Source organism: Paenibacillus aquistagni (assembly GCF_900177815.1).
In the GTDB taxonomy this organism is placed as follows: Bacteria; Bacillota; Bacilli; order Paenibacillales; family Paenibacillaceae; genus Paenibacillus_B; species Paenibacillus_B aquistagni.
Genome location: NZ_FXAZ01000001.1, coordinates 344,104 through 365,067, shown reverse-complemented (window position 1 = coordinate 365,067; position 20,964 = coordinate 344,104). Strand labels below are relative to the sequence as shown.

Below are 20,964 nucleotides of genomic sequence, written 5' to 3'. Positions count from 1 at the left end.
TGATAAGAAAAATAAGCGAAGGAGGAATGACTCACCCTTCGCTTATAATCGTATAGATCTGCATTACCAAGGCAGCAGCGATAAGGCTACAAGCGTGGCCAAGGGCAAGATGATTGGACTGTACCCGCCATAACCGTACCCATACCCAGGGTATCCTCCATAGCCATAACCGCCGTATCCATAGCCGCCGCCATAATAAGGCGGTCTAGGCCTGCCATATGGCCCTCCATGATAGCCACCATAACCGCCATACCCGCCATGATATGCACGAGGCATGGCACAATCCATTGGCATGCAGTTGTACGAATGCTGCTGCATTCCCATCATCCCAGGAGCCGGCATAGGCGGAGACAGATGCACATATTGATCATCAACGTACGTAATAATGCCTGAGTACACTTGATTGTCTTGGGTATGAAGCTGAACATAGTGATGCATATGATTTTTGCACAAATGATGCATGGCATCTGCATGCGAGCCCTGCTTTTGGGACTGCTCGCTTGGCATGTTCTTCTTAGCAGGCACCTCTGCTGGCAAAGTTGCTGGCACTTGTACCTGGCCTGCTGCTGTCACTGGCGATTGACCCATTTGATTTGCGTGATCCATGTTGGCCTCCTCATTACTTAAAGCTCACTTGGTACATGGTATTCGCCCAGAGCCAATCGGTGACAAAAAAAAGACACCTCGTTCCTGTTGTACACAGGCAGCGACAAATGCGCTGTGAGCGTATTGATTCTACAAGCTTCGTTGTACATCCATTTGTAGAATCAATACGATCATCGAGGTGCCATCCATAAGATGTCGGCATCTGTATTATAACAGTGTCTTGAAACTGTTACTGTGATATTATTCATACCGACACATGCTAGTTTATTAATCGTTGAAGGACCAACCTGCTAGCAGCTCTATCAATCTGTCACTCTAAAAAGGCTCAGAATAATAGAATATATGGCTGCACTGACTCTCGATGATCCTTCAACAGGAATGGGTTTACCTTCTACAGCTCCATTCGATACAGCTGCTAGCCTCTACGATTATAGGCAGCTCAGCAATATAAGATTCTTTATCCCAAGACTAGCTGTGAAGAACTTTATCGCCCTAAATTACAATGTAATCGATTGCTGGGAATCAAAGAAATACAGCACCTTATCGTCCACTGGCCGGCCCCACATCTCCTCAATGGCTCTGCTGTACAGATCCAGCTGAAAACGATAGTGATTAGCAAGCGCTTCTATACCTCCGCGATGCGCAAGCACTTTATCCGTCTTATAATCTAACAATACAAGTCTTCCTTCGACTTCGAACAAGCAGTCTATCACTCCTTGAACAAGCACTGTCTCCTCATCCAGAAGGCCGGTTTCATCTTTGGCTGCAAAGGTCGAAGTCGCCACATAACGAAGCTTCTCGCCGTTCTCTGTGTCTTGATCAAGCTCAATAGCATACGCCTCAGCTGCGGTCAGTCCATAACTGAATGGAAGCTCCCTCTTCACCCAAGCGGCTTTAACAAGCTGCTTTCCAATTGAGTCGTGGAAGAAGGCCTGCACGGATTGGACATTGATAGCCGCAGCTTGCATCTTCGTCATCAGCTCTCTTTGAACCATTCGTTGGAGTGTTTCCTGAATTGTGTCGATATCTATCTCCTCAAGAAGCGGCAAATGCTGCATGAACAGATGATAGGCAGTACCACGCTCAGCTGGAGTCAACTTCTCTTTCTCCATGAAGCGAGGACGCTTCAAATGCAGGGTATAGCTTATATCCGCTTGACCATCTGCTTGATCCTGTGCGGCATCATCCAAAGCTTCGGGCTGCTGTACCCAATCCGAGCTTGGAAGCTCCTCTTGGGCGAACAGACGCTTCATCTCCGTCACGGATGTCTTTGCGGCCAACATCTCTGCAATGCGGTAAGGATTGCGCCATGACAATCTGCTGTCAATGAGCTCTTGCATGTCTCGTCTTGTTTCGTCCTGCTCATAGAGCAGCTCTACCTTCACTAATCGTTCCAGCCTGTCTGCTCGATGAGTTGAATCCTCTATCATAGAGGCAGGAGCTTCCTGCATTCCAATAATAGAAGCTGGCAGAAGGGTAAGCTTCCATTCAGATGGATCTTCGATCAGGCAGGCGCCATTGCGATTCGGCAGCCCGGCATACTGTCTCCAGCCAGAAGCTGCAGCCAGACGAATTACGGCAGGGCCGATCCAATCCAGATACGACCTCGCTCTTGCAATCAAGTAATCTGGCAGCAAGAGCGGCTCGATATCGAGCGCTTCGCCGAATCGTTGTATGGCCTTCTCCGCATCCGATACCGTACCAATTAGAATCAGCTTCTCTTTTGGCCTCGTTAAGGCAACATATAACACGCGAAGCTCCTCTGCTAACAGTTCAAGCCTCATCTGCCTTCGAATGGCCAGATTCCCAAGCGTGGGATAGGCCGCTCTCGTCTCCTCATCAATGAACCTTGGACCGAATCCCAACTGCTTGTGCATGAGAAATGGCGCGTGAATATCCTGCTGATTAAACATCTTGGCTAATCCAGCAACAAATACGACGGGAAACTCGAGTCCCTTACTCTTATGAATCGTCATGATGCGAACAACATCCTCCTGCTCGCCTAAGGCACGAGCGGTACCAAGATCGCCCCCCGTCTCTTTCATCCGATCAATAAAGCGCAAGAATCGATACAAGCCCTGCACCGATGAGGATTCATATTGACAGGCCCGATCATACAGTGCTCTCAGATTCGCTTGACGCTGCTGTCCACCAGCAACACCGCCAATCCACTCATAGTAGCCCGTTTCACGATAAATGCTCCAAATCAGCTCAGAGAGGCTGCCCTGACGCGCTTCATCACGCCAGCGCTCCAAGCGATGAAGAAAATGGCTCAGTCTTAATCTCGTATCTTGGGAAAGAGCAGAGCCCTCTTGTCCCTCCAGTGCTCCTTCTCCGTCATGCGCCTCGTCAGCACAAGCCTGCTGCAGCGCATCGAAATAAGGCATATTGGAGCCCTGCAAACGAATGAGCGCCAGCTCCTCAGCTGACAGGCCAATGATCGGAGATCGGAGCACCCCTGCCAAAGGAATGTCCTGATAAGGGTTATCGATGACTCGGAGCAGCGAGATCATGACTTCTACTTCCGTCGCTTGAAAATATCCTGTGCTGAACTCAGCGTATGCAGGAATCCCCTCTAGACGAAGCTCCTCTACCATCAATGGAGCCCAAGCCTGCGTTGCGCGCAGCAATATCACCATATCACGATATGTCGCCGCTCTCATGCCGCCTTGCCCATCATGCACTTGATAGGGCTCGCCGCCCTCTTCGCCAAGCATTCGACGTATTCTTGACGCAATCGCCTTGGCCTCAAGCCTAGCTGTCTCAATCTCTGCTGGATGAAAGAGATCGTCCGACCTATGATTTCCTTCTTCTTCAAGCGCCGGCTCAAGCGGTGCGATTTCTTCAGGATCGTCCAGATCAAGAGCCGTTCCGCCCTTTCCTTTTTCAATCAGGACCAGCTCAGCGGCCCAAGCTCCCTCGCCGCTATGCGCTGGCTCAGGATAATACGCGGCGCCAAATTGCAGTTCTGCCGCTTGGTCATATTGAAGCTCGGCAACCTGCTTATTCATGAGCTGCCTAAACAGCATGTTCACAGCATGAACAATTTGTTTGCGGCTGCGGAAGTTGCGAGCCAGATCAATTCGCGTGCCTTCGGCTGGGAGCTTGCGGTCTGATTGATAGGAAGCGTATTTTTGCATAAATAACCCTGGCTCAGCCAAGCGGAAGCGATAGATGCTCTGCTTAACGTCACCGACCATAAAGCGATTGCCAATTGGCTGACGTGAGATCAGCTCAACGATCGCCTCTTGAACCATGTTGGTATCCTGATATTCATCCAATAGAATCTCTTTGAACTGAAGCTGATATTGCCGCGCTGCCTCAGAGGGCCTTGTATCCTGCGGAGTAGATTCTTCGCTTCGCAGAATTCGAAGGCAATAATGCTCCAGGTCGGAGAAATCAAGCAGTCCTTTTCCACGCTTTGCTTCCTCATAGCGGCGGCCAAATTCAAGCACGATATCAACCAGTTCATCCATAATCGGAGCCATGACCTGCAGCTCTTGCAGAAACTGCGCCGGCTCTCTTGAGAACAGCTCATCCTTAAGCTTGGCAAAACGAGCCTTGGCTTGGTCGCGAAGACCCTTCACCTCTTCTTGCAGCGATTTCTCATATTGATCACCCCGACACGCCGGCAGCCTTCCAAACACAAGCTCTTCTAGATGCGGTTTCAGTTCATGCCATGGCAGGTGCTCAGCCTCAGCTTGAACATGACTCGCAGCCACTAGCTCAGCTTGAATCGCTGCAGCGTAAGGCTCAGGGCCTCCTGGCGCCGTCGTAAGCCTTGCAGCTTGGCTTAGAAGCTGCACGATGGCATGTAGGGACAGCTTCGCATCCTGCATAATGCTATGCGCCCATGGCGAGTTGGACAGTCCCTCTACGCTCTCTGCGCGAAAGGCCTTGGCCATGCCCTTTAACCACTCTGCTGGCCAAGGGTGACTGCGTGAGAAGTCATATAGGCGCTGGATAAGATGAAAGGCCGCATCATCATTGCGCTCGCCGCTAAACCAGTCCACGAGTCGGCGGAAGGTCTCGTTATCCGAATCATATTTTTGCTCAAACATATCCGAGAGCACATCCTGACGCAGCACCTCGGTCTCCGTCTCATTTGCAACGCGAAAGGAAGGATCAAGCTCAATCGTCTGGAAATACCGCTGAATGACCTCCAAGCAGAAGGAATGCAGCGTCGTGATGGAAGCTCGATTCAATAACGCCAGCTGACGCGCCAGATGCTCGGAGTCCGGCGCTTGTGCAAGCTCCTTCTCCAAGGCAAGCCTGATCCGTTCTCTCATCTCTGCTGCAGCAGCCTTTGTAAAGGTAGCGACAAGCAGCTCGTCAACATGCACAGGATCTACTTCATCGCTAATCTTGCGTATGATTCGTTCAACAAGCACCGCGGTCTTTCCTGAGCCGGCAGCAGCGGCAACCAGAATATTGCGATCGCCATCGACGACCGCCTGCCACTGCTCATCCGTCCATCTCGAATCAACCGGCTTGGCAGGAATATCCGCCACAATCGCTGCTTCCTGCTGATCCGATATGCGCTCAAGATTAAGGCCTTCCAAAACTTCGCCATGATCTTCGCCATAAGCTGCAGTTGACTGGACATCCTCAAATTCTCTAGTCTGGTGCTTACTCTCCGCCTCTAGTCCTGATAATTGATCTGCCGGCATCATGCCGGTGCCGATGTTAAGCTTCTCCATGCTCGTCTCCTCCTCCCTCAAGCTTCATCCATACCTCATCCTTGGACATGCGGGAAAGCTGCTGATACTCATTGCCTTCCATAAGCTCGTCAAACTGACAGACCGGCTTATAGGAACAGAATGTGCAAGCCTTGCTCGTCCCCATCCGATAAGGCTCGATATGCACATCGCCATCTGTAATGCGTGTGCCGATGCGCTGGATAATATCACGCACATTATGCCTTAGCACATCCCACTGCTCCGTTGTCGCCACACTTGCATTGCTGTAGAAAGAACCATCCTGCTTCACCGCAACCGGCAATATATCCGAATACCCCTTCTCAAGGGGAGCATCCATCTTCGAGACCACTTCACGGTCAGCAAGAACAAGTCCCTTGAGCTTGAATTTTTTGAGCATCTGATCTTCCGCTTGCTCCTTGGTCATGCCGTTGGCAGAGACAAGCAGCGGATTGTGCACGTGGAAATACAGCGTTCCGGCCGGCACTACTTCCTGGCCGAGCCACTCTTCCGCATTGGACAAGAGCACATCTAGATAAGTCAGCATTTGCAGCGAGAGCCCATAGTAGACCTCATGAAGCTTCAGATCCGTCTGACTTGACTTGTAGTCGATAACACGCAGCAGAACGCCCTGCTCGCTGTCCGCGCAATCTACACGATCGATGCGTCCGATAATCTCCATCGTACATCCATTCTCCAAGGTAAAGGTTAATGGCGGCAGCGGCTTGTTCGGACCAAAGTCCATTTCCAGCGCCAGCGGCTCGAAATCTCCTCGCTTGGCGTGTTCGCCTAGAATCACAACCGCTCGCTCCACAATGCGCTTTAGCTTGCGGGAGATATGCTGATAACGCTTCGTGCTGAGCAGAATCTCCCCTTGAAGCCTCGGGGCAAGCTCATCCACGATCCGATCAGACTCTGCTTGCATCTCTTCAGGCGTCAGTGCTGCCCATTCTCTGCCGCCATCCTTCAAGTCCATCGCAAAGCGGGTCAATGCCGCATGGAAGAGCTGTCCTATATCAGGAGCAGCCAGCCGGTACACCTGTCGCTCCTTCAGCTTCAAGCCGTGAGAGGCGAAGTGAGAAAAAGGACACGCAACAAAGCGCTCCATTCGAGACACGCTTGTTCTCAGCTTTTTGCCGTACAGCTTGCGGCTTGTACTTATATTCAAGGCTTCGACCTGATTGCGGTACACAAGCGAGCTCGTCAGGGTGCGCAGACGATCATGCCACTTCGGCTCTGCCTGAAACCAACGGTATACTTCCCACCATAATGGTTTAATGCTTCTTCCTTTTCGCCATTCCCTTAGCTGACCGATCAAGTGCCGAAGCGCTGCTTCAGAATGAGCAATGTATGCCATCTGTTCCGTCTCAGCCATGAACTCATTTGGCTCAGCCATGATTAAATGCTCCTCTAGTTCAGGGAACAAACGGCGCAGCAGGCGGATGACTTCAGAGGCGAGCAGCGCTTTGCCTTCCTCATCAGCAAGGGCATAGCTTACCCATAGGCTCTCGCTTGATGCGGTTAAGGCCGTATAGATCAAAAAGCGCTCATCCAGCAGCTTTCTGCGAATGCCAGGGGCGAGCTCAAGCCCAATGTCTTGAAGCACATCACGCTCATTCTCTGTCAGAATGCCATCCTCGACAGGCCGTGCTGGTATAATGCCGTCATTCACCCCGAGTACATACAGATGCTTCAGCTGATCAGGGCGCGTACGGTCCATGGAGGCGATCAGCACTTGGTCTAATGCTGGCGGTACCAACGCCATCTTCAAGCTCTCAAGCCCGGTTTCCAGCATGCCAAAAAATCGTTCCACACTCATCTCTTCCTGGCCAACCATCTCGACCATTTGGTCCATAATATCGATCATGGCTCCCCACATCTGGCGATGCTCACGAGCACGCTCCACATCCCCCTTGAAGAGAGAATCAGCGCTCATCTGTTCAAGACGCTTCGGAACCTCCAGATCGATAAAGAACTCATAAAGCGCTTTGCACTTGCCTTCAACCGTCTTCGCCTTGGTTACCTGCTGCTCAAAATGAGAGATCGGCTTAACAATCAGCTGTCTTAGCTCCTCAATCCATTCCGGCGCTTGAGCGGATCGCTCCTTATCGGAGGGAGCTTCTTCCTCTACTTCTAAGGATAACGAAGGCACGGCAGGCCAAGGCTTGCCATTCGTCCATCTCGAACCTTCAATTCCTGTTGCGAGCACGTAGTTCTCCAGCCGATCAAAGTCTAGCCTTGTCACAGATCCATCCAAAGGAAGAATGAAGCCTGTTTTCACAAATCGGAAGACGACATCTGGTCGCCAATAGCCGAGTATAATATCAAATAGGGAACGCGTCATCTCCGCAAATGGATGATGGAGCACACCTCGCTTGTGGTCCATAAAGTACGGAATCTTCGCATCTTGGAAGACGGTTTTAATGATTTCAGCATAGTTGCCGATGTTTCGGACCATCACAGCCATATCACGCCAGCGCGCCTTGCCTGTGCGTACGTGATGCAGCATATCTGCAGCACAAGCTTCAACCTCCGCCCTGCGATTGACCGCAGCGTGAATGCGAATAGCATCTGCATTAGCGCGCATCGCCGCTTGCTTCGCTACCGGCAGCAGATCAGCTCCATTCGAACCAGAAGCATCGCACTCGCTCATAGCGGCCGATAACGAAGCAGGGTGTGCATGGCCCCCCTTCCATGGAATCGGCCGTTCAAAGTGCTGCTCCAGATGGGCAAGCTTCGCCACATGACGAGCACGCGGCAGGCGCATCCCATCCTGCGCTCGGAGCCAAACGAGCTCTCCCATCGGCACAGCCAAAGTCTCTGCCATCTCTCTTACTTTGCAATAAGTGGTGGCTGTGGGATGGAACAAATTCAGCTCATGCGGGGTCTCACCTTGCTCATACGGCCGATCGAGCGTTAAGGCAAGCTTCACCTCCTTGGCATGAAGCAGCAAGGAGGCAAGCACGGACAGCTCCTGAGGGGTAAAGCCGTGGAAGCTGTCAATCCATATGGCAGCCTCCTTCACGTACGTTGATTCAGGAACATGCTCGGCAAGCCGCATCAGCACATCCTCGCCATCGAGATAATGATTGGCAAGCTCGGATTCGAACTCGTGCAGAACACTTCCAATATCTTTAAGCTTTGCAGATAAGAGCGGCTGACTGCTTCCTCCTAAATAGGACAGATGCTCGTCAATATCCGCCGCCTGAATACGGTATCTCTTCATCTCATCAAAAAGCTTGTTTAGCTTCTCGATAAAGCCAAACTGCTCTGCCGCAGATGAGAATAAGGGCAGTTCCGTCTTTCTTCGCTGCAAAATCTTATAGAGCAGCATCTTCTTGCCTTCTTCATTAATTGGCGTCAGCGCCGTCCCCCCAGTCTCCTGCATAACGCGATATGCCAGACGGCGAAAGCTCAACACCTGCGCGCGAAGCAGCCCATGAAGTCCCTCTGTCTTCACCAGCGCATGCTCCATCTGGAAGGTCGCTTGCTCTGGAACCAGCAGAACAATGGGTGGGCCTTGAGGATTAGCTATTAATTCTTTACGTATGGAATCTAGTATATAAGTGGATTTCCCACTTCCTGATCGTCCGATGATGAACGTTAACGACATCTCATTCATCCTTCCCCATAGACTAATAGAGCCATTATAACATGCGCACCACACAGAACACACGTTTGTCAGGTTTGGCAGCATATGCAATCATGTCCATGCCAAAGATGCCCACTGCAAAAAAAAGAACTGCCTCCCAGGTCAACTTCCACGACCTGCAAGACAGTTACAGTTCTTCTCTATACCGATGCTTAAATCGCATTGTTCGGCATATTAACAGCTTCTCAAGATGACAGCTTCTCAGCAAATACATTGCGCTTGGCTCAGTTATTTTCCTTTGGTCCGCACCTCAAACACGGCGAACTTCAAATAGTGCCCTTCGTCCACACCGGCAATCTGCGGATGATCGTGTCCCGCTGCACGCCATTCAATAAGGCGCAGCACCTTGCCCGCATCATGCGCCGCATCCAGTATCGCTTCCATAAACAGCTCAGGACGCATGTGGTAAGAGCAGCTAGCCGTAACAAGATAGCCCCCTTCATTGACAAGCTTCATGCCCTGAAGGTTGATATCCTTGTAACCGCGAGTTGCCCCTGCCACTGCCCCTCTTGTCTTGGCAAATGCAGGCGGGTCCAAAATGACTACATCCCATGTCCGTCCGCCTCCTGCGGTAAGCGGCTTGGAGGTATCTTGCTTTTTGCCTTCGCTTGCCAGTGCGCGATCTGAGCGCTCCTGTTGTCCTCGAACCTGTGCGCGCAGATAGGCAAATGCATCCGCCACCACAAATTCAACACGATCCGTGAACCCATTAAGCGCCACATTGCGCTTCGCGCTCTCTATGGCATGCTCGGAAATATCAAGGCATGTAACCTTTTTCGCGCCATATTTGCAAGCATGCAGCGTAAAGCTTCCCGTATGGGAAAAGCATTCGAGCACCGTCGCCCCATCCCACCAGGGAAATGTCACGATCTTGCCATTGGCATTTACAGGCAAGAGGCTTGTTCCTTGCTCTGACTCTGCTTCCTGCAGCTTGATCCCGCTTCTTTTGCCCCAGCCTGTCATTAATGGAGCAATGGCAGCACGGTTTTCCCTTTGATCGAAAAAGTACCCCGTCTTCTGCCCAGCCACGATGTCCACTTCAATCGTCAGTTCGTTCTCCTTCACTTGCACGTGACGCGGGCATTCGCCATACAACACGCCTGTAACCTGTTCTAAGCCTTCACGCTCTCGAATAGGCACATCGCTTCGCTCATAGATGCCACGCGGCTGCATGACCTCGACAAGCGCTTCTACGATCATTTCTCTTCTCGTGTCCATGCCTAATGTCAGAATCTGCACCACCAGAACGTCATCAAAGCGGTCAACAATTAATCCGGGCAGGAAGTCAGCCTCGCCGTATACAAGACGGTATGCTGTTGCCTCGCCGAGAAACCGCTCCCGATGCGACAAGCAATCTGTGAAGCAGCGAACAAAATAATCCTTATCCATCTGCACATCGCGTTCATATGATACAACGCGAACTGTAATTTGCGAGGCAGGATTGTAATAGCCTGTTGCCGCATACTTTCCTTTTTCCGTTAAAATATCGACCAAATCTCCTGGTGCAGGCTCCCCTATCACTTTATCAATCTCTGTCTTGTACACCCACGGGTGCGAGCGCTCGATCCGCTTCTTTCTTGCTCGCGATAAGACGATTTGCGGGCGTGAATCATTTGTAGCTTCGATAAGATGTCTCCTCCTCTAACCAATGAAAGACAAGCCAAGGATGCTTGTCATGGTTGTCCTCTTAGATGCATAAAGTTACATAAATGCTGCTTGAATTGTGTGAATCTCGACGTTCAATCTAAGGTCACGATGGAAGACGAGCATGCCGTCGTCTTCAAGACCTGCGATGACCAGCTAAGAGGAGTGAACCTGTATGTTCTACGAAATCGTACTTCCCCTTATCCTTGGACTTGCTGTATTTCTATTCGGCATGAAAACGATGGAATTCGCCCTGCATCTCTGGGCAGGCCCTTATTTGCAGCGCGTTCTGCATCGCTTCACCAAGACGCCCATGCATGGCATGCTGTTCAGTTCCGTCATGACTGCCGCCATGCAGAGCAGTACGGCCATTACCGTCATTGCAATCGGGCTTGTCAACGCAGGTCTTGTTACTTTCCCGCGCACCTTAGGGATCATTCTCGGCACGAACATCGGCACCTGCCTGACGACAGAATTGATTGGACTTGACATCACCCATTACGCCTTGCCGCTCCTGCTCCTGTCGATTACGGCATGGATGTGGGGCGTCATTGCTGATGATATTATTCCCAATATCATTCCACGCGTTCAGCACTGGTGGAAGCCGCTTCAGTATGCCTCCATTGCCTTGGCGGGCTTTTCCTTGGTGCTGCTTGGCATGGAATGGATGAAGACGATCAGCGAGCCGCTTCAAGAAAGAGGCATGTTCACTTGGTTCCTTGAGCGTTCCCAAGAAAGCTTGGTCTGGGCACTTCTTGCCGGCATGATCATTACTGCGCTCGTACACAGCAGCGCAGCAATCATTGCAATGGCGATGGGCCTTGCCGCAACAGGAGCCCTGCCTGTTGAAGTCGGCATTGCGATCGTGATCGGCTCCAATGTCGGCACCTGCTTCACCGCGCTCATCGCTTCCTTAGGCGGCAGCCGCAGCGGCCAATACGTCGCCTGGAGCCATATTGTGCTTAATGTCGGCGGTGCCCTGCTGTTCTACCCGTTCATCGACCAGCTTCACCATGCAGCCAGCTTGATGAGCAGCCAGGAAGCTGGCCAGATTGCTCGAGCTCAGACCATTTTTAATATTGCGAGCTCGATTGCTGCCCTTCCGCTATGCTACCTGTCGGTGTGGAAACGCCTCCGCTGACGATTTGAACGCCGGAGCTGGTTCCAATACGTGTTGCGCCTGCTTCAATCATGTTCACAGCCGTCGCATAATCCCTTACGCCACCGGAGGCCTTCACGCCAATCGATGAGGACACATTTGCTCTCATCAGCTTGATATCCGCTTCCGTGGCACCGCCTGTGCCAAATCCTGTCGACGTCTTTACATAATGTGCGCCTGCTGTCTCGGACAGCTTGCAAGCAGTGATCTTTTGCTCGTCATTTAACATGCCCGTCTCAAAGATTACTTTTACAATCGCCTTGCCTTCCACCATCCTGACGACTGCCGCAATATCCTGTTCTACAAGCGCGTAATCACCGTCTAAAAGCGCTCCGATCTGAAGCACCATATCAATCTCTTTCGCCCCGTCCTCGGCGGCACGTGCAGCTTCAAAGGCTTTGGCTGCTGTAGCGTTTGCTCCTAGCGGAAATCCGCACACAGCTGCAATTTTCACATCTGTGCCCCGCAGCAGTTCCTGGCAGGTGCTCACCCAGATTCCATTTACACAAACACTGTAAAACTGATGCTCGCGCGCCTCCTGGCACAGCCTTTCAATCTGACTGCGATTGGCGTCTGCTTTCAGCAGGGTATGGTCAATATAGGCTGCTAAAGATGCTTGATCCATCTTCTAATCTCACCTTTCATCCGTGGAAATGTTCAGCTTCGCTAGTGCATGCTGCAAAATGTGGTCATTATTATTATAGCCTGCCTCTTTTTGCTGTTTCCATGCTTCTTCTGGGGAAAACCAGCTTACCCCGCGAATCTCCTCCACTTGCGCCTGATGCTGCCCGCTCTTGGCTTCAACCAGGTAGTAGTGCACTTCCTTATCTACGAGCCCATGCATCGGATGCTCATACTGATAGCGAATCACATCGATAGGGGCTTCAATTCTGCCCTCAATGCCCGTCTCCTCCAAGATCTCGCGCAGCGCGGTTTCTTCCACTGTCTCTCCAGGCTCCATCTTGCCTTTTGCAAAAGAAATTTTCCCATAACGATCCTGAATGAGCTGGATTTGCAAAGCTTCATTTTGCTTGCGATACACAACTCCGCCTGCTGATATTTCCTTCATGTCCAGAACCTCCCGTATTCGTATATGTACTTATGTTAACCGAATAGAAGAAGGATTTCACCCTCTCCATCAAGCAAGAGATGAAATCCTCCTATAATCGTGTCATTTACATGTTTGCTGCTTGGTTCATGTTCGAATCCATAACGCGAACAAGCACGCCTTGGCACTCATTTACACCCGCTTCAGTAAGCTTCACGCGGCATACTTTGCCGATCAATGATTCGCTGCCCTCAAAGATAACTTGGAGATAATTGTCGGAGTATCCCATGATAAGGCCAGATTCCTGTCTGCCCTTTGCTGCTCCCTCAGGAATAACATCTACCACTTGTCCGACAAAGGACTTCGCATACTCCAGCTGCATCTGCTCAGACAATTCGATCAATTCATGAACTCGCGCATGCTTCACCTCTTCGTCCACCTGATCCTCCATGCGAGCAGCCGGTGTGCCTGTACGCTTCGAGTATGGGAAAACATGCATTTCTGAGAAGCCGACCTTCTTCATAAAGTCGTAGCCTTCCTTGAAATGATCATCCGTCTCGCCTGGGAAGCCGACAATCACGTCTGTCGTAATCGCGACATCTGGCATCGCCTCGCGAATGCGAGCAATCTTGTCTGCAAACTCTTCCGCCGTGTATTTGCGGCGCATGCGCTTCAACACTTCGCTATTGCCCGCTTGCAGCGGAATGTGAAGATGACGGCACATCTTGGAGGACTTGTTCAGCACCTCAATCATGCGATCATCGATCTGGCTCGCTTCAATCGAACTGATCCGAATGCGCTCAAGTCCTTCGATCTTATCGAGATCCCACAAGAGATTAGTCAAATCATAGTTTTCCAGATCATCCCCGTATCCGCCAGTATGGATGCCCGTCAGAACGATCTCCTTGTAGCCAGCTGCTACAAGCTGACGAGCCTGTTTCAGCACGCTATCAGACTCACGGCTTCTAGACAGACCGCGAGACCATGGAATAATGCAAAATGTGCAGAAGTTGTTGCAGCCCTCTTGAATCTTGAGAAATGCACGGGTGCGATCTGCAAAGTCCGGTACATCAAGCTCTTCAAAGGCACGGGTCTTCATAATGTTGCGCACGGCATTAATCGGCTCGCGCTTCTCTTGAATCTCCTTCACATAATCAAGGAGCTTCTCACGGTCTTGGTTACCGATGACCAAATCTACGCCAGGAATATCCAGAATCTCCGCTGGCGACGTTTGCGCATAGCAGCCTGTCACGGCAATGATTGCATCCGGGTTGCGGCGAACAGCGCGTCTAATAATCTGACGGCTCTTCTTATCTCCGGTATTTGTTACGGTACATGTATTGATCAGATATACATCCGCGGTTTGCTCAAAGTCAACTTGCTCATAGCCTTCCTGCTTGAACAGTTGCCATATCGCTTCAGTATCATAGAAGTTTACCTTACACCCTAGTGTATAAAAGGCGATTGATGGCATGGCTTATATTCCTCCCATTTCTCCAGACTCATAGAGAAGACAGCCCAAGGCAAGCATGCCCGCTGTCTCCGCACGAAGGATGCGACGTCCCAAACCTACACATTTGGCGCCTGCTTGCATGATCTCCTCGACCTCGCGGCTTGCAAATCCGCCTTCTGGGCCTACAATAATGAGAACTCTAGCAGCACGCTGGTTGTCCGCAAGTCGGCGCTCTACAAATGGCCTTGCAACGTCTCGAAGCTCAGTCCCCTGTTCGTTCTCATAGCAAAACAGTGCAAGATCGTATGCCTCTATCGACTGCAGGAGCTCTTTCCAGCTCAATGCCCGCTCGATGCTTGGCACAAGGTTGCGATGCGATTGTTCTGCCGCCTCCTTGGCAATCTTGCCCCAGCGCTCCATGCGCTTGGCTTCCTTCTTCGCATCGTACTGCACGACCGTGCGCTCAGACACGAAAGGCACAAACGCCACCGCACCGATCTCCGTGCACTTTTGAATAATGAGCTCCATCTTGTCGCCCTTTGGCAGGCTCTGTGCAATCGCAACCTGCATGGCAGGCTCGCGGTCCAAGGTGCGATGCTCAACGATAATGGCTCGCACCGCTTTGTCCTCGATCACATCCAATTGAACCAAAGCTTCGCGAGATACTCCGTCACTTACGATGAACGCATCTCCTGGCTTTTGTCGCATAACCTTCGTGATATGATGGGCATCCTGCCCCGTAATTTCAATATATTGCTCTCCGAACTGTTCGGGAGCCACAAAATATTTTTGCATCGTACTCAACATTCCTCATCATACAACGTTTAGAAGTGAAGTGCTAGAGTTGTTAAAATTTAAATAACGCTTAACCGCCAGTAATAAAAAAGGCCGCCCTGCTGAAAGCGAGAAGAATGTCATAGCTTAGGCTAAACAAAGGATCAATCGTTCTCTCGCGAATCGGTGGGATAAACACGATCAATAAGAAAATAAAGATCGACCACTGCTCGTACTGCGCCAACTTCGCCTGAACTCGTCTTGGAGCCAAATCCTCAATGATGCGATAACCGTCTAGCGGCGGCAGTGGAATCAGGTTAAATAGAAATAACACAATGTTGTATTGAATAAATAAGTTCAAGAAGATCATCAGCGCATCTTGTGCACGCGTCATGCCTTCAAACGCGACCCACCCCATTTTCAAGCTGACATGGAGCATGATCGTTCCGATAAAGGCCAAGAACAAGTTGCTTATCGGTCCCGCTGCGGATACGACAATCCCCATCATGCGGGGATTTTTAAAGTTCGCTCGATTAACAGGCACAGGCTTCGCCCATCCGAACCCTGCAATAATGAAGAGCAGGGTACCAAGCACGTCCATATGCTTGGCAGGATTGAGCGTCACGCGCCCAAGCATCTTCGCTGTTGGATCGCCAAACTTCCATGCGAAGTAGGCATGAGCGAATTCGTGCACCGCAAAGGCGATCATAAGCACTAGCAATACAAACGGCAGCGTCTCCAGCTTAATACGCAAGATATCATTTAAAGCATCCATTCACATCCCGCCCTTCTATCCATCTTTACGAGCGACGATGGCGCACCAGTCTTCATCATGATGCTTCTCTTGGATTGCAAAACCGCTCTTCACCAACGTGTTCGTTACGAGATCAATTTTGTCCTTGTAAATGCCAGACGCGATGTAAATGCCGCCTGGAGCCAATGCTTCATAGACATCATCAGGGAACAGCACAATAATTTCTGCTAATATATTGGCCACTACCACTTGCACTGGCAATTGAACGCCAAGTGCATCAGCTGAAGCGGATTCGCTCGTCTTCAGCACCTGCAGGAGGTCTCCTTCTCGAACTGTAATCTTGCTTGTCAGATCATTGAGTAGAGCATTCGCATTCGCGCTCGTCACTGCAATCGGATCCAGATCAATGGCAAGCACCTGCTTCGCTCCAAGCTTCATGGCGCCAATGGCAAGAATGCCTGAGCCGGTACCGACGTCAATCACATCTTCTCCGCCTTTGATTACCATTTCCAGTGTGCGCAGACACAGCGAAGTTGTCGGATGAGTGCCGGTACCAAAGGCCATGCCCGGATCAATCTCGATGATCTGCTCCTGTTCGGTCTCAGGCTCGTACTGCTCCCAAGTCGGCTTTATCGTTAAGCGCTCTGAGACGCGCATCGGCTTGAAATACTGCTTCCAAGCATTCGCCCAGTCATCCTCATGCACCGTCTTCCAGCTCATAGCAGCTTCGCCTGGATCGATGTTATACGTGCGAAGCTCCTCAATTCGCTCTTTAATTTCCTTTTCAATTGCAGCTAGATCCATGCCGTCATAGAAATAGCCCTGAATAACAGCCTGTCCTTCCGGAATATCATTTAACGGCTTCTCGTACCATTGTCCATATGATGTATCTCTCTCTTTATTCAGCGTTCCGGATTCTTCTATGGATACACCGCCTGCACCTGCTTCATGCAGAAAATTACTGATCATCTCGGTTGCTTCTTCAGTTGTATGTATCGTCAATTCATGCCAAAACACGCATGTGTCCCCCTTGTCTACAATTCAAGTCTATCTATCCACATTCTTATCATTGTACACAAAAAGCAAACTCCTTACAACGACAACGGCAGCTGGACAACCGTTCGTACATGTAAGGAGTTCAACAAAGGTGGAGACATGCAGCTCGATTAGTACAGCCCATGATGATCCTGCACAACAGCTTCAATCTGAGGCATAAGCTCCATAGGCACATCTGCCTGCACGACATACGCTGCAAGCCCTGGGAGGGTCGAGTCGATGACTCGCACACCATCAATTCGAAGCGCTTGCAGCTTCATCTCGAATAATCTTGCTTCAACATCATGTTGGAATTGTACATTCAGTTGATTCATCATTGTTCGGCTCTCTCATCCGCAGCCTTGGCGCGCGCTTGTGCTGAATGGTCCGCAGCATCTGCAAGTTCTTCAGAGTATTCGACGTCCTCAGACTTCGTCACTGGGAGCTTATCCTCTGCGAATTGGGCCTGCTGAGATGAATGAAACTTGTCCTGGTTAGGTGTTGTCATCCGTATCCCTCCTGATAGGTGTAAACGCTTAACTATTATTTCACATCCTGTTGCAAAATATTCACAAATGCTGCTAATGAAACCAAAACATCTGCATAAGCTAATAGGACCGTCTCTTCCAGAAGGGAGCGATCATGCACACACCGAGAGATCATCAGAGCCTGGATAGTATCCTGCTCTAATGTTTCATATCTGTCTATCTCGGGTAATAACAAGATGCAGTGGCTACTGGGCAGTCTTGCAATAAGGAGTAGATAAAAGATGGAATGTCATCTATGTGGCAAGCAAGTAGAAGATATCAAGATTTATGTAGAGCATGTGCTTTATGAATGTGCACAGGCAGCTAATCAACAGCGCGATCAGGAGATATATCCTCATTATTATATGGAACACCGTTCTTCTAGCGTTCACTAAGTAAAGAGAGCATGAGCCAACAATGTGGCTCATGCTCTCTTTTTAGGTTTATATAAACCAAACACGATTGCTAGAATGCCGCTAAGCGCTAATCTCCGCGGAAAGCACGCTTCATACGATCGAAGAAGCCTTCCTCATGCGTCCCTGTCGGCGCTTCACCGCTAAGGTCTGCAAAGTGACGGAGCGCATTCTTTTGCTCGTCATTGAGCTTTGTCGGTGTAACGACAATCACCTTCACGTGCTGATCTCCGTTGCCAGAACCGCGCAGATGCGGAACTCCTTTGCCGCGCAAGCGGAAGTTCGTTCCCGTCTGCGTTCCTGCAGGAATCTTCAGCTTTACTTTATCATGTAATGTCGGAATCTCGATCTCGTCGCCAAGGGCTGCTTGAGCAAAGGTGACCGGTACTTCACAGTAAATATCATCATCTTCACGCTTGAAAAATTCATGTGATTTCACACGAAGCACCACGTACAGGTCGCCGCTTGGTCCACCTCGAAGCCCAGCTTCCCCTTCGCCTGTCATGCGAATTTGAGCGCCGTCAAAGGCACCTGCAGGGATGCGGACATGAATCTTGCGCTGCTTCTTCATTGTACCGTTGCCATGACAAGTCGTACATTTGTCGCGAATGATCTTGCCTCGGCCTTGACAAGCCGAACAAGTACGGCGATTGACCATGCGGCCAAACGGCGTGTTCTGTGCCACTTCCTCTTGACCTGTTCCGCGGCAGCGCGAACAAGTCTCTGCAGAAGTCCCAGGCTTCGCTCCAGATCCGTGACAAGTATCGCATTCCTCGGTGCGAGGGATGGTGATATCCTTTTCAACGCCAAAGGCCGCTTCCTTGAATTCTACGGTCATCGTATATTGAAGATCGTTGCCGCGCTGTGGCGCATTCGGATCGCGTTGTCTTCCTCCACCGCCAAAGAACATATCGAAAATATCGCCAAATCCTCCGAAGTCGCCCGAGAAGCCGCCTCCCATGCCCTGATTCGGATCAACATGGCCATATTGATCATACATATTACGTTTTTGAGAATCGCTCAGGACGTCATAGGCTTCCTTTACTTCCTTGAACTTCTCTTCAGCATCTGGAGCCTTGTTTACGTCAGGATGATATTGGCGCGCGAGCTTGCGATAAGACTTTTTGATCTCATCTTCGCCAGCGTCCTTTCCTACTCCAAGAACCTCATAATAATCACGCTTTTCTGCCACTCTTCCACCCCCATAATAGGTCTAAACATCTATTCTGGATGATAACAAAAGGAAAGTCAAAGCCTGGTCATCCCAGACTTTGACTGCTTGCTGCGACTCTGATTATTTCTTGTCTTCGTCTACAACTTCATAATCTGCGTCAACAACATTATCCTTGTTTGCTCCGCCTTGCGCTTGACCTTCAGCACCTTGAGCTGCTTGCTCGGCTTGAGCCGCTTGCTCATAGAGCTTCACTGACAACTGCTGAACGATTTCCATCAGCTTCTCTGTAGCAGCCTTGATCTCGTCTACATTGTTTGTTTCGAGCGCTTTTTTCAAGTTTTCCTTCGCTTCGTCTGCTTTTGCAACTTCCGCTTGATCCGCTTTGTCGCCAAGGTCCTTGATTGTTTTTTCTGTTGTATAGATTAATTGGTCCGCGTTGTTTTTCACTTCGACCATTTCTTTGCGCTTGTTGTCTTCATCTGCATACATCTCCGCATCTTTCATCATGCGGTCGATCTCATCATCCGTCAAGCCGCTGCTGGAAGTAATCGTGATGTTTTGGCTCTTGCCTGTGCCTTTATCCATTGCAGATACCTTAACGATACCGTTCGCATCAATATCGAAGGATACTTCGACTTGAGGCACGCCGCGTGGTGCTGGCGGAATATCGGACAGGATGAAGCGTCCAAGTGTTTTGTTGTCAGAAGCCATGGAGCGCTCCCCTTGCAGCACGTGAATTTCCACGCTTGTTTGATTGTCTGCATATGTGGAGAACACTTGGGACTTGTTCGTCGGGATCGTTGTATTGCGATCGATCATCTTCGTGAACACGCCGCCTGCTGTTTCGATTCCAAGGGACAATGGCGTTACGTCGAGAAGGACGACATCCTTCACATCACCTGTCAATACTCCTGCTTGAACAGCCGCACCAAGGGCAACCACTTCGTCAGGGTTTACGCCTTTGTAAGGCTCTTTGCCTGTAAGCTTCTTGATTGCTTCTTGTACAGCTGGGATACGAGTAGATCCGCCGACCAATACGATCTTGTCGATCTCAGCAGCGCTAAGACCCGCATCTTGCATCGCTTGACGAGTAGGTCCAAGCGTACGCTCTACAAGCTGATGGGACAATTCTTCGAACTTCGCACGAGTGAGGCTCAACTCCAAGTGCTGTGGAACCCCGTCAACAACCGTAATAAACGGCAAGCTGATGGAAGCTGTAAGTACGCCAGAAAGCTCTTTCTTTGCTTTTTCTGCTGCATCCTTCAAGCGTTGAACCGCTGCTTTGTCCTTGCTAAGATCAATGCCTTGTTCTTTTTTGAATTCAGCTACCAGATAATCAATAATCACTTGGTCGAAGTCGTCGCCGCCAAGGCTATTGTCACCGCTTGTTGCTTTTACTTCGAAGAAGCCATCGCCGAGCTCAAGGATGGATACGTCGAAAGTACCGCCGCCAAGGTCATACACGAGAATCGTTTGGTCGCCTTCTTTGTCTGCGCCATAAGCAAGCGCAGCCGCTGTTGGCTCATTCACGATACGAAGAACTTCAAGACCTGCGATTTTACCCGCATCTTTTGTAGCTTGACGCTGAGCGTCGTTGAAGTAAGCAGGAACCGTAATAACGGCTTGCGTTACAGTTTGGCCCAAATAAGCCTCTGCGTCGGATTTTAGCTTTTGCAAGATCATAGCAGAGATTTCTTGCGGGCTGTAATTTTTGTCATCGATGGATACTTTGAAGTCAGTACCCATGTGACGCTTAATAGAGCTAACCGTGCGGTCAGGGTTAGTGATCGCTTGACGCTTAGCAGTCTCGCCTGTAATACGCTCACCGTCTTTTTTGAAGCCTACTACAGATGGCGTTGTACGCGCGCCTTCAGGGTTAGGAATAACGACAGCTTCGCCGCCCTCCATAACCGCTACGCATGAGTTTGTTGTTCCTAAGTCAATACCAATTACTTTGCTCATGTTGAATAACCTCCTTAGTCATTACGTAACCTATATTGTTATGATTATTTAAATGGTCTCGCTTGG

General features: G+C 50.3%; 15 protein-coding genes. 1 reads left to right on the top strand and 14 read right to left on the bottom strand.

Translation table 11 applies throughout. The annotated features are described in order from the left end of the window. Positions 1–63: 63 nt before the first annotated feature. The 4 genes from B9Y93_RS24455 to B9Y93_RS01605 all read right to left on the bottom strand — a co-directional run bounded on the left by B9Y93_RS24455 (position 64) and on the right by B9Y93_RS01605 (position 10,581). Positions 64–606 carry a hypothetical protein gene (locus tag B9Y93_RS24455; RefSeq protein WP_176228821.1) on the bottom strand — a complete coding sequence of 181 codons (543 nt, stop codon included), beginning with the start codon at positions 604–606 and terminating at the stop codon, positions 64–66. A gap of 497 nt (positions 607–1,103) precedes the next feature. Continuing rightward, positions 1,104–5,306 (bottom strand): helicase-exonuclease AddAB subunit AddA, encoded by a 4,203-nt coding sequence (addA, locus tag B9Y93_RS01615; protein WP_244903262.1) that lies wholly within the window; start codon positions 5,304–5,306, stop codon positions 1,104–1,106. Beyond that, on the bottom strand, positions 5,293–8,916 hold the full coding sequence (gene addB, locus B9Y93_RS01610; protein ID WP_085492612.1) for a helicase-exonuclease AddAB subunit AddB: 3,624 nt from the start codon (positions 8,914–8,916) through the stop codon (positions 5,293–5,295). The genes addA and addB overlap by 14 nt, the downstream gene beginning before the upstream one ends. Before the next feature lie 267 nt (positions 8,917–9,183). Further along, a complete protein-coding gene (locus tag B9Y93_RS01605; RefSeq protein WP_085492611.1) occupies positions 9,184–10,581 on the bottom strand; it encodes a class I SAM-dependent rRNA methyltransferase in 1,398 nt (465 codons plus the stop codon). Positions 10,582–10,774: 193 nt separating this feature from the next. Here B9Y93_RS01605 and B9Y93_RS01600 point away from each other — a divergent pair, with 193 nt between their 5' ends. Continuing rightward, positions 10,775–11,740, top strand: a complete 966-nt coding sequence (locus tag B9Y93_RS01600) for a Na/Pi cotransporter family protein (RefSeq protein WP_085492610.1) — start codon at positions 10,775–10,777, stop codon at positions 11,738–11,740. Here the strand turns inward: B9Y93_RS01600 and deoC are convergent. The 10 genes from deoC to dnaK form a co-directional block, all read right to left on the bottom strand. Next, the gene (deoC, locus tag B9Y93_RS01595; protein ID WP_085492609.1) at positions 11,673–12,383 is read right to left on the bottom strand and encodes a deoxyribose-phosphate aldolase; all 711 of its coding nucleotides are present in this window, start codon (positions 12,381–12,383) and stop codon (positions 11,673–11,675) included. The two genes, B9Y93_RS01600 and deoC, sit on opposite strands and share 68 nt — an antisense overlap. 9 nt (positions 12,384–12,392) lie before the next feature. Then, a complete protein-coding gene (locus B9Y93_RS01590) occupies positions 12,393–12,827 on the bottom strand; it encodes an NUDIX hydrolase (protein WP_085492608.1) in 435 nt (144 codons plus the stop codon). Between the two features lie 106 nt (positions 12,828–12,933). Beyond that, complete coding sequence (gene mtaB / locus B9Y93_RS01585; protein WP_085492607.1) at positions 12,934–14,280, bottom strand: tRNA (N(6)-L-threonylcarbamoyladenosine(37)-C(2))-methylthiotransferase MtaB; 1,347 nt, start codon at positions 14,278–14,280, stop codon at positions 12,934–12,936. 3 nt (positions 14,281–14,283) lie between these two features. Continuing rightward, positions 14,284–15,054, bottom strand: coding sequence for a 16S rRNA (uracil(1498)-N(3))-methyltransferase (locus B9Y93_RS01580; protein WP_085492606.1), 771 nt, complete (start codon positions 15,052–15,054; stop codon positions 14,284–14,286). Positions 15,055–15,124: 70 nt separating this feature from the next. Next, positions 15,125–15,808, bottom strand: coding sequence for a site-2 protease family protein (locus tag B9Y93_RS01575; RefSeq protein ID WP_085492605.1), 684 nt, complete (start codon positions 15,806–15,808; stop codon positions 15,125–15,127). Positions 15,809–15,823: 15 nt separating this feature from the next. Then, on the bottom strand, positions 15,824–16,804 hold the full coding sequence (gene prmA / locus B9Y93_RS01570) for a 50S ribosomal protein L11 methyltransferase (protein WP_085492604.1): 981 nt from the start codon (positions 16,802–16,804) through the stop codon (positions 15,824–15,826). A 149-nt stretch (positions 16,805–16,953) separates the two neighbouring features. Beyond that, entirely contained in the window at positions 16,954–17,160 is a 207-nt protein-coding gene (locus tag B9Y93_RS01565; RefSeq protein WP_085492603.1) for a hypothetical protein, read from the bottom strand. Beyond that, on the bottom strand, positions 17,157–17,330 hold the full coding sequence (locus tag B9Y93_RS01560; protein ID WP_085492602.1) for a YfhD family protein: 174 nt from the start codon (positions 17,328–17,330) through the stop codon (positions 17,157–17,159). Before B9Y93_RS01560 ends, B9Y93_RS01565 begins: the two co-directional genes overlap by 4 nt. 502 nt (positions 17,331–17,832) lie before the next feature. Then, a complete protein-coding gene (gene dnaJ, locus B9Y93_RS01555) occupies positions 17,833–18,954 on the bottom strand; it encodes a molecular chaperone DnaJ (RefSeq protein ID WP_085492601.1) in 1,122 nt (373 codons plus the stop codon). Between the two features lie 102 nt (positions 18,955–19,056). Next, positions 19,057–20,898 carry a molecular chaperone DnaK gene (gene dnaK, locus B9Y93_RS01550; RefSeq protein ID WP_085492600.1) on the bottom strand — a complete coding sequence of 614 codons (1,842 nt, stop codon included), beginning with the start codon at positions 20,896–20,898 and terminating at the stop codon, positions 19,057–19,059. Positions 20,899–20,964 lie beyond the last annotated feature (66 nt).

Bases quoted from the DNA above. Each gene is read 5' to 3' on its own strand.
- B9Y93_RS24455 (WP_176228821.1), bottom strand. From the start codon at position 606: ATGGATCACGCAAATCAAATGGGTCAATCGCCAGTGACAGCAGCAGGC.
- deoC (WP_085492609.1), bottom strand. From the start codon at position 12,383: ATGGATCAAGCATCTTTAGCAGCCTATATTGACCATACCCTGCTGAAA.
- B9Y93_RS01600 (WP_085492610.1), top strand. From the start codon at position 10,775: ATGTTCTACGAAATCGTACTTCCCCTTATCCTTGGACTTGCTGTATTT.
- B9Y93_RS01580 (WP_085492606.1), bottom strand. From the start codon at position 15,054: ATGCAAAAATATTTTGTGGCTCCCGAACAGTTCGGAGAGCAATATATT.
- mtaB (WP_085492607.1), bottom strand. From the start codon at position 14,280: ATGCCATCAATCGCCTTTTATACACTAGGGTGTAAGGTAAACTTCTAT.
- B9Y93_RS01565 (WP_085492603.1), bottom strand. From the start codon at position 17,160: ATGATGAATCAACTGAATGTACAATTCCAACATGATGTTGAAGCAAGA.
- B9Y93_RS01560 (WP_085492602.1), bottom strand. From the start codon at position 17,330: ATGACAACACCTAACCAGGACAAGTTTCATTCATCTCAGCAGGCCCAA.
- addA (WP_244903262.1), bottom strand. From the start codon at position 5,306: ATGGAGAAGCTTAACATCGGCACCGGCATGATGCCGGCAGATCAATTA.
- B9Y93_RS01575 (WP_085492605.1), bottom strand. From the start codon at position 15,808: ATGGATGCTTTAAATGATATCTTGCGTATTAAGCTGGAGACGCTGCCG.
- B9Y93_RS01590 (WP_085492608.1), bottom strand. From the start codon at position 12,827: ATGAAGGAAATATCAGCAGGCGGAGTTGTGTATCGCAAGCAAAATGAA.
- addB (WP_085492612.1), bottom strand. From the start codon at position 8,916: ATGTCGTTAACGTTCATCATCGGACGATCAGGAAGTGGGAAATCCACT.
- dnaK (WP_085492600.1), bottom strand. From the start codon at position 20,898: ATGAGCAAAGTAATTGGTATTGACTTAGGAACAACAAACTCATGCGTA.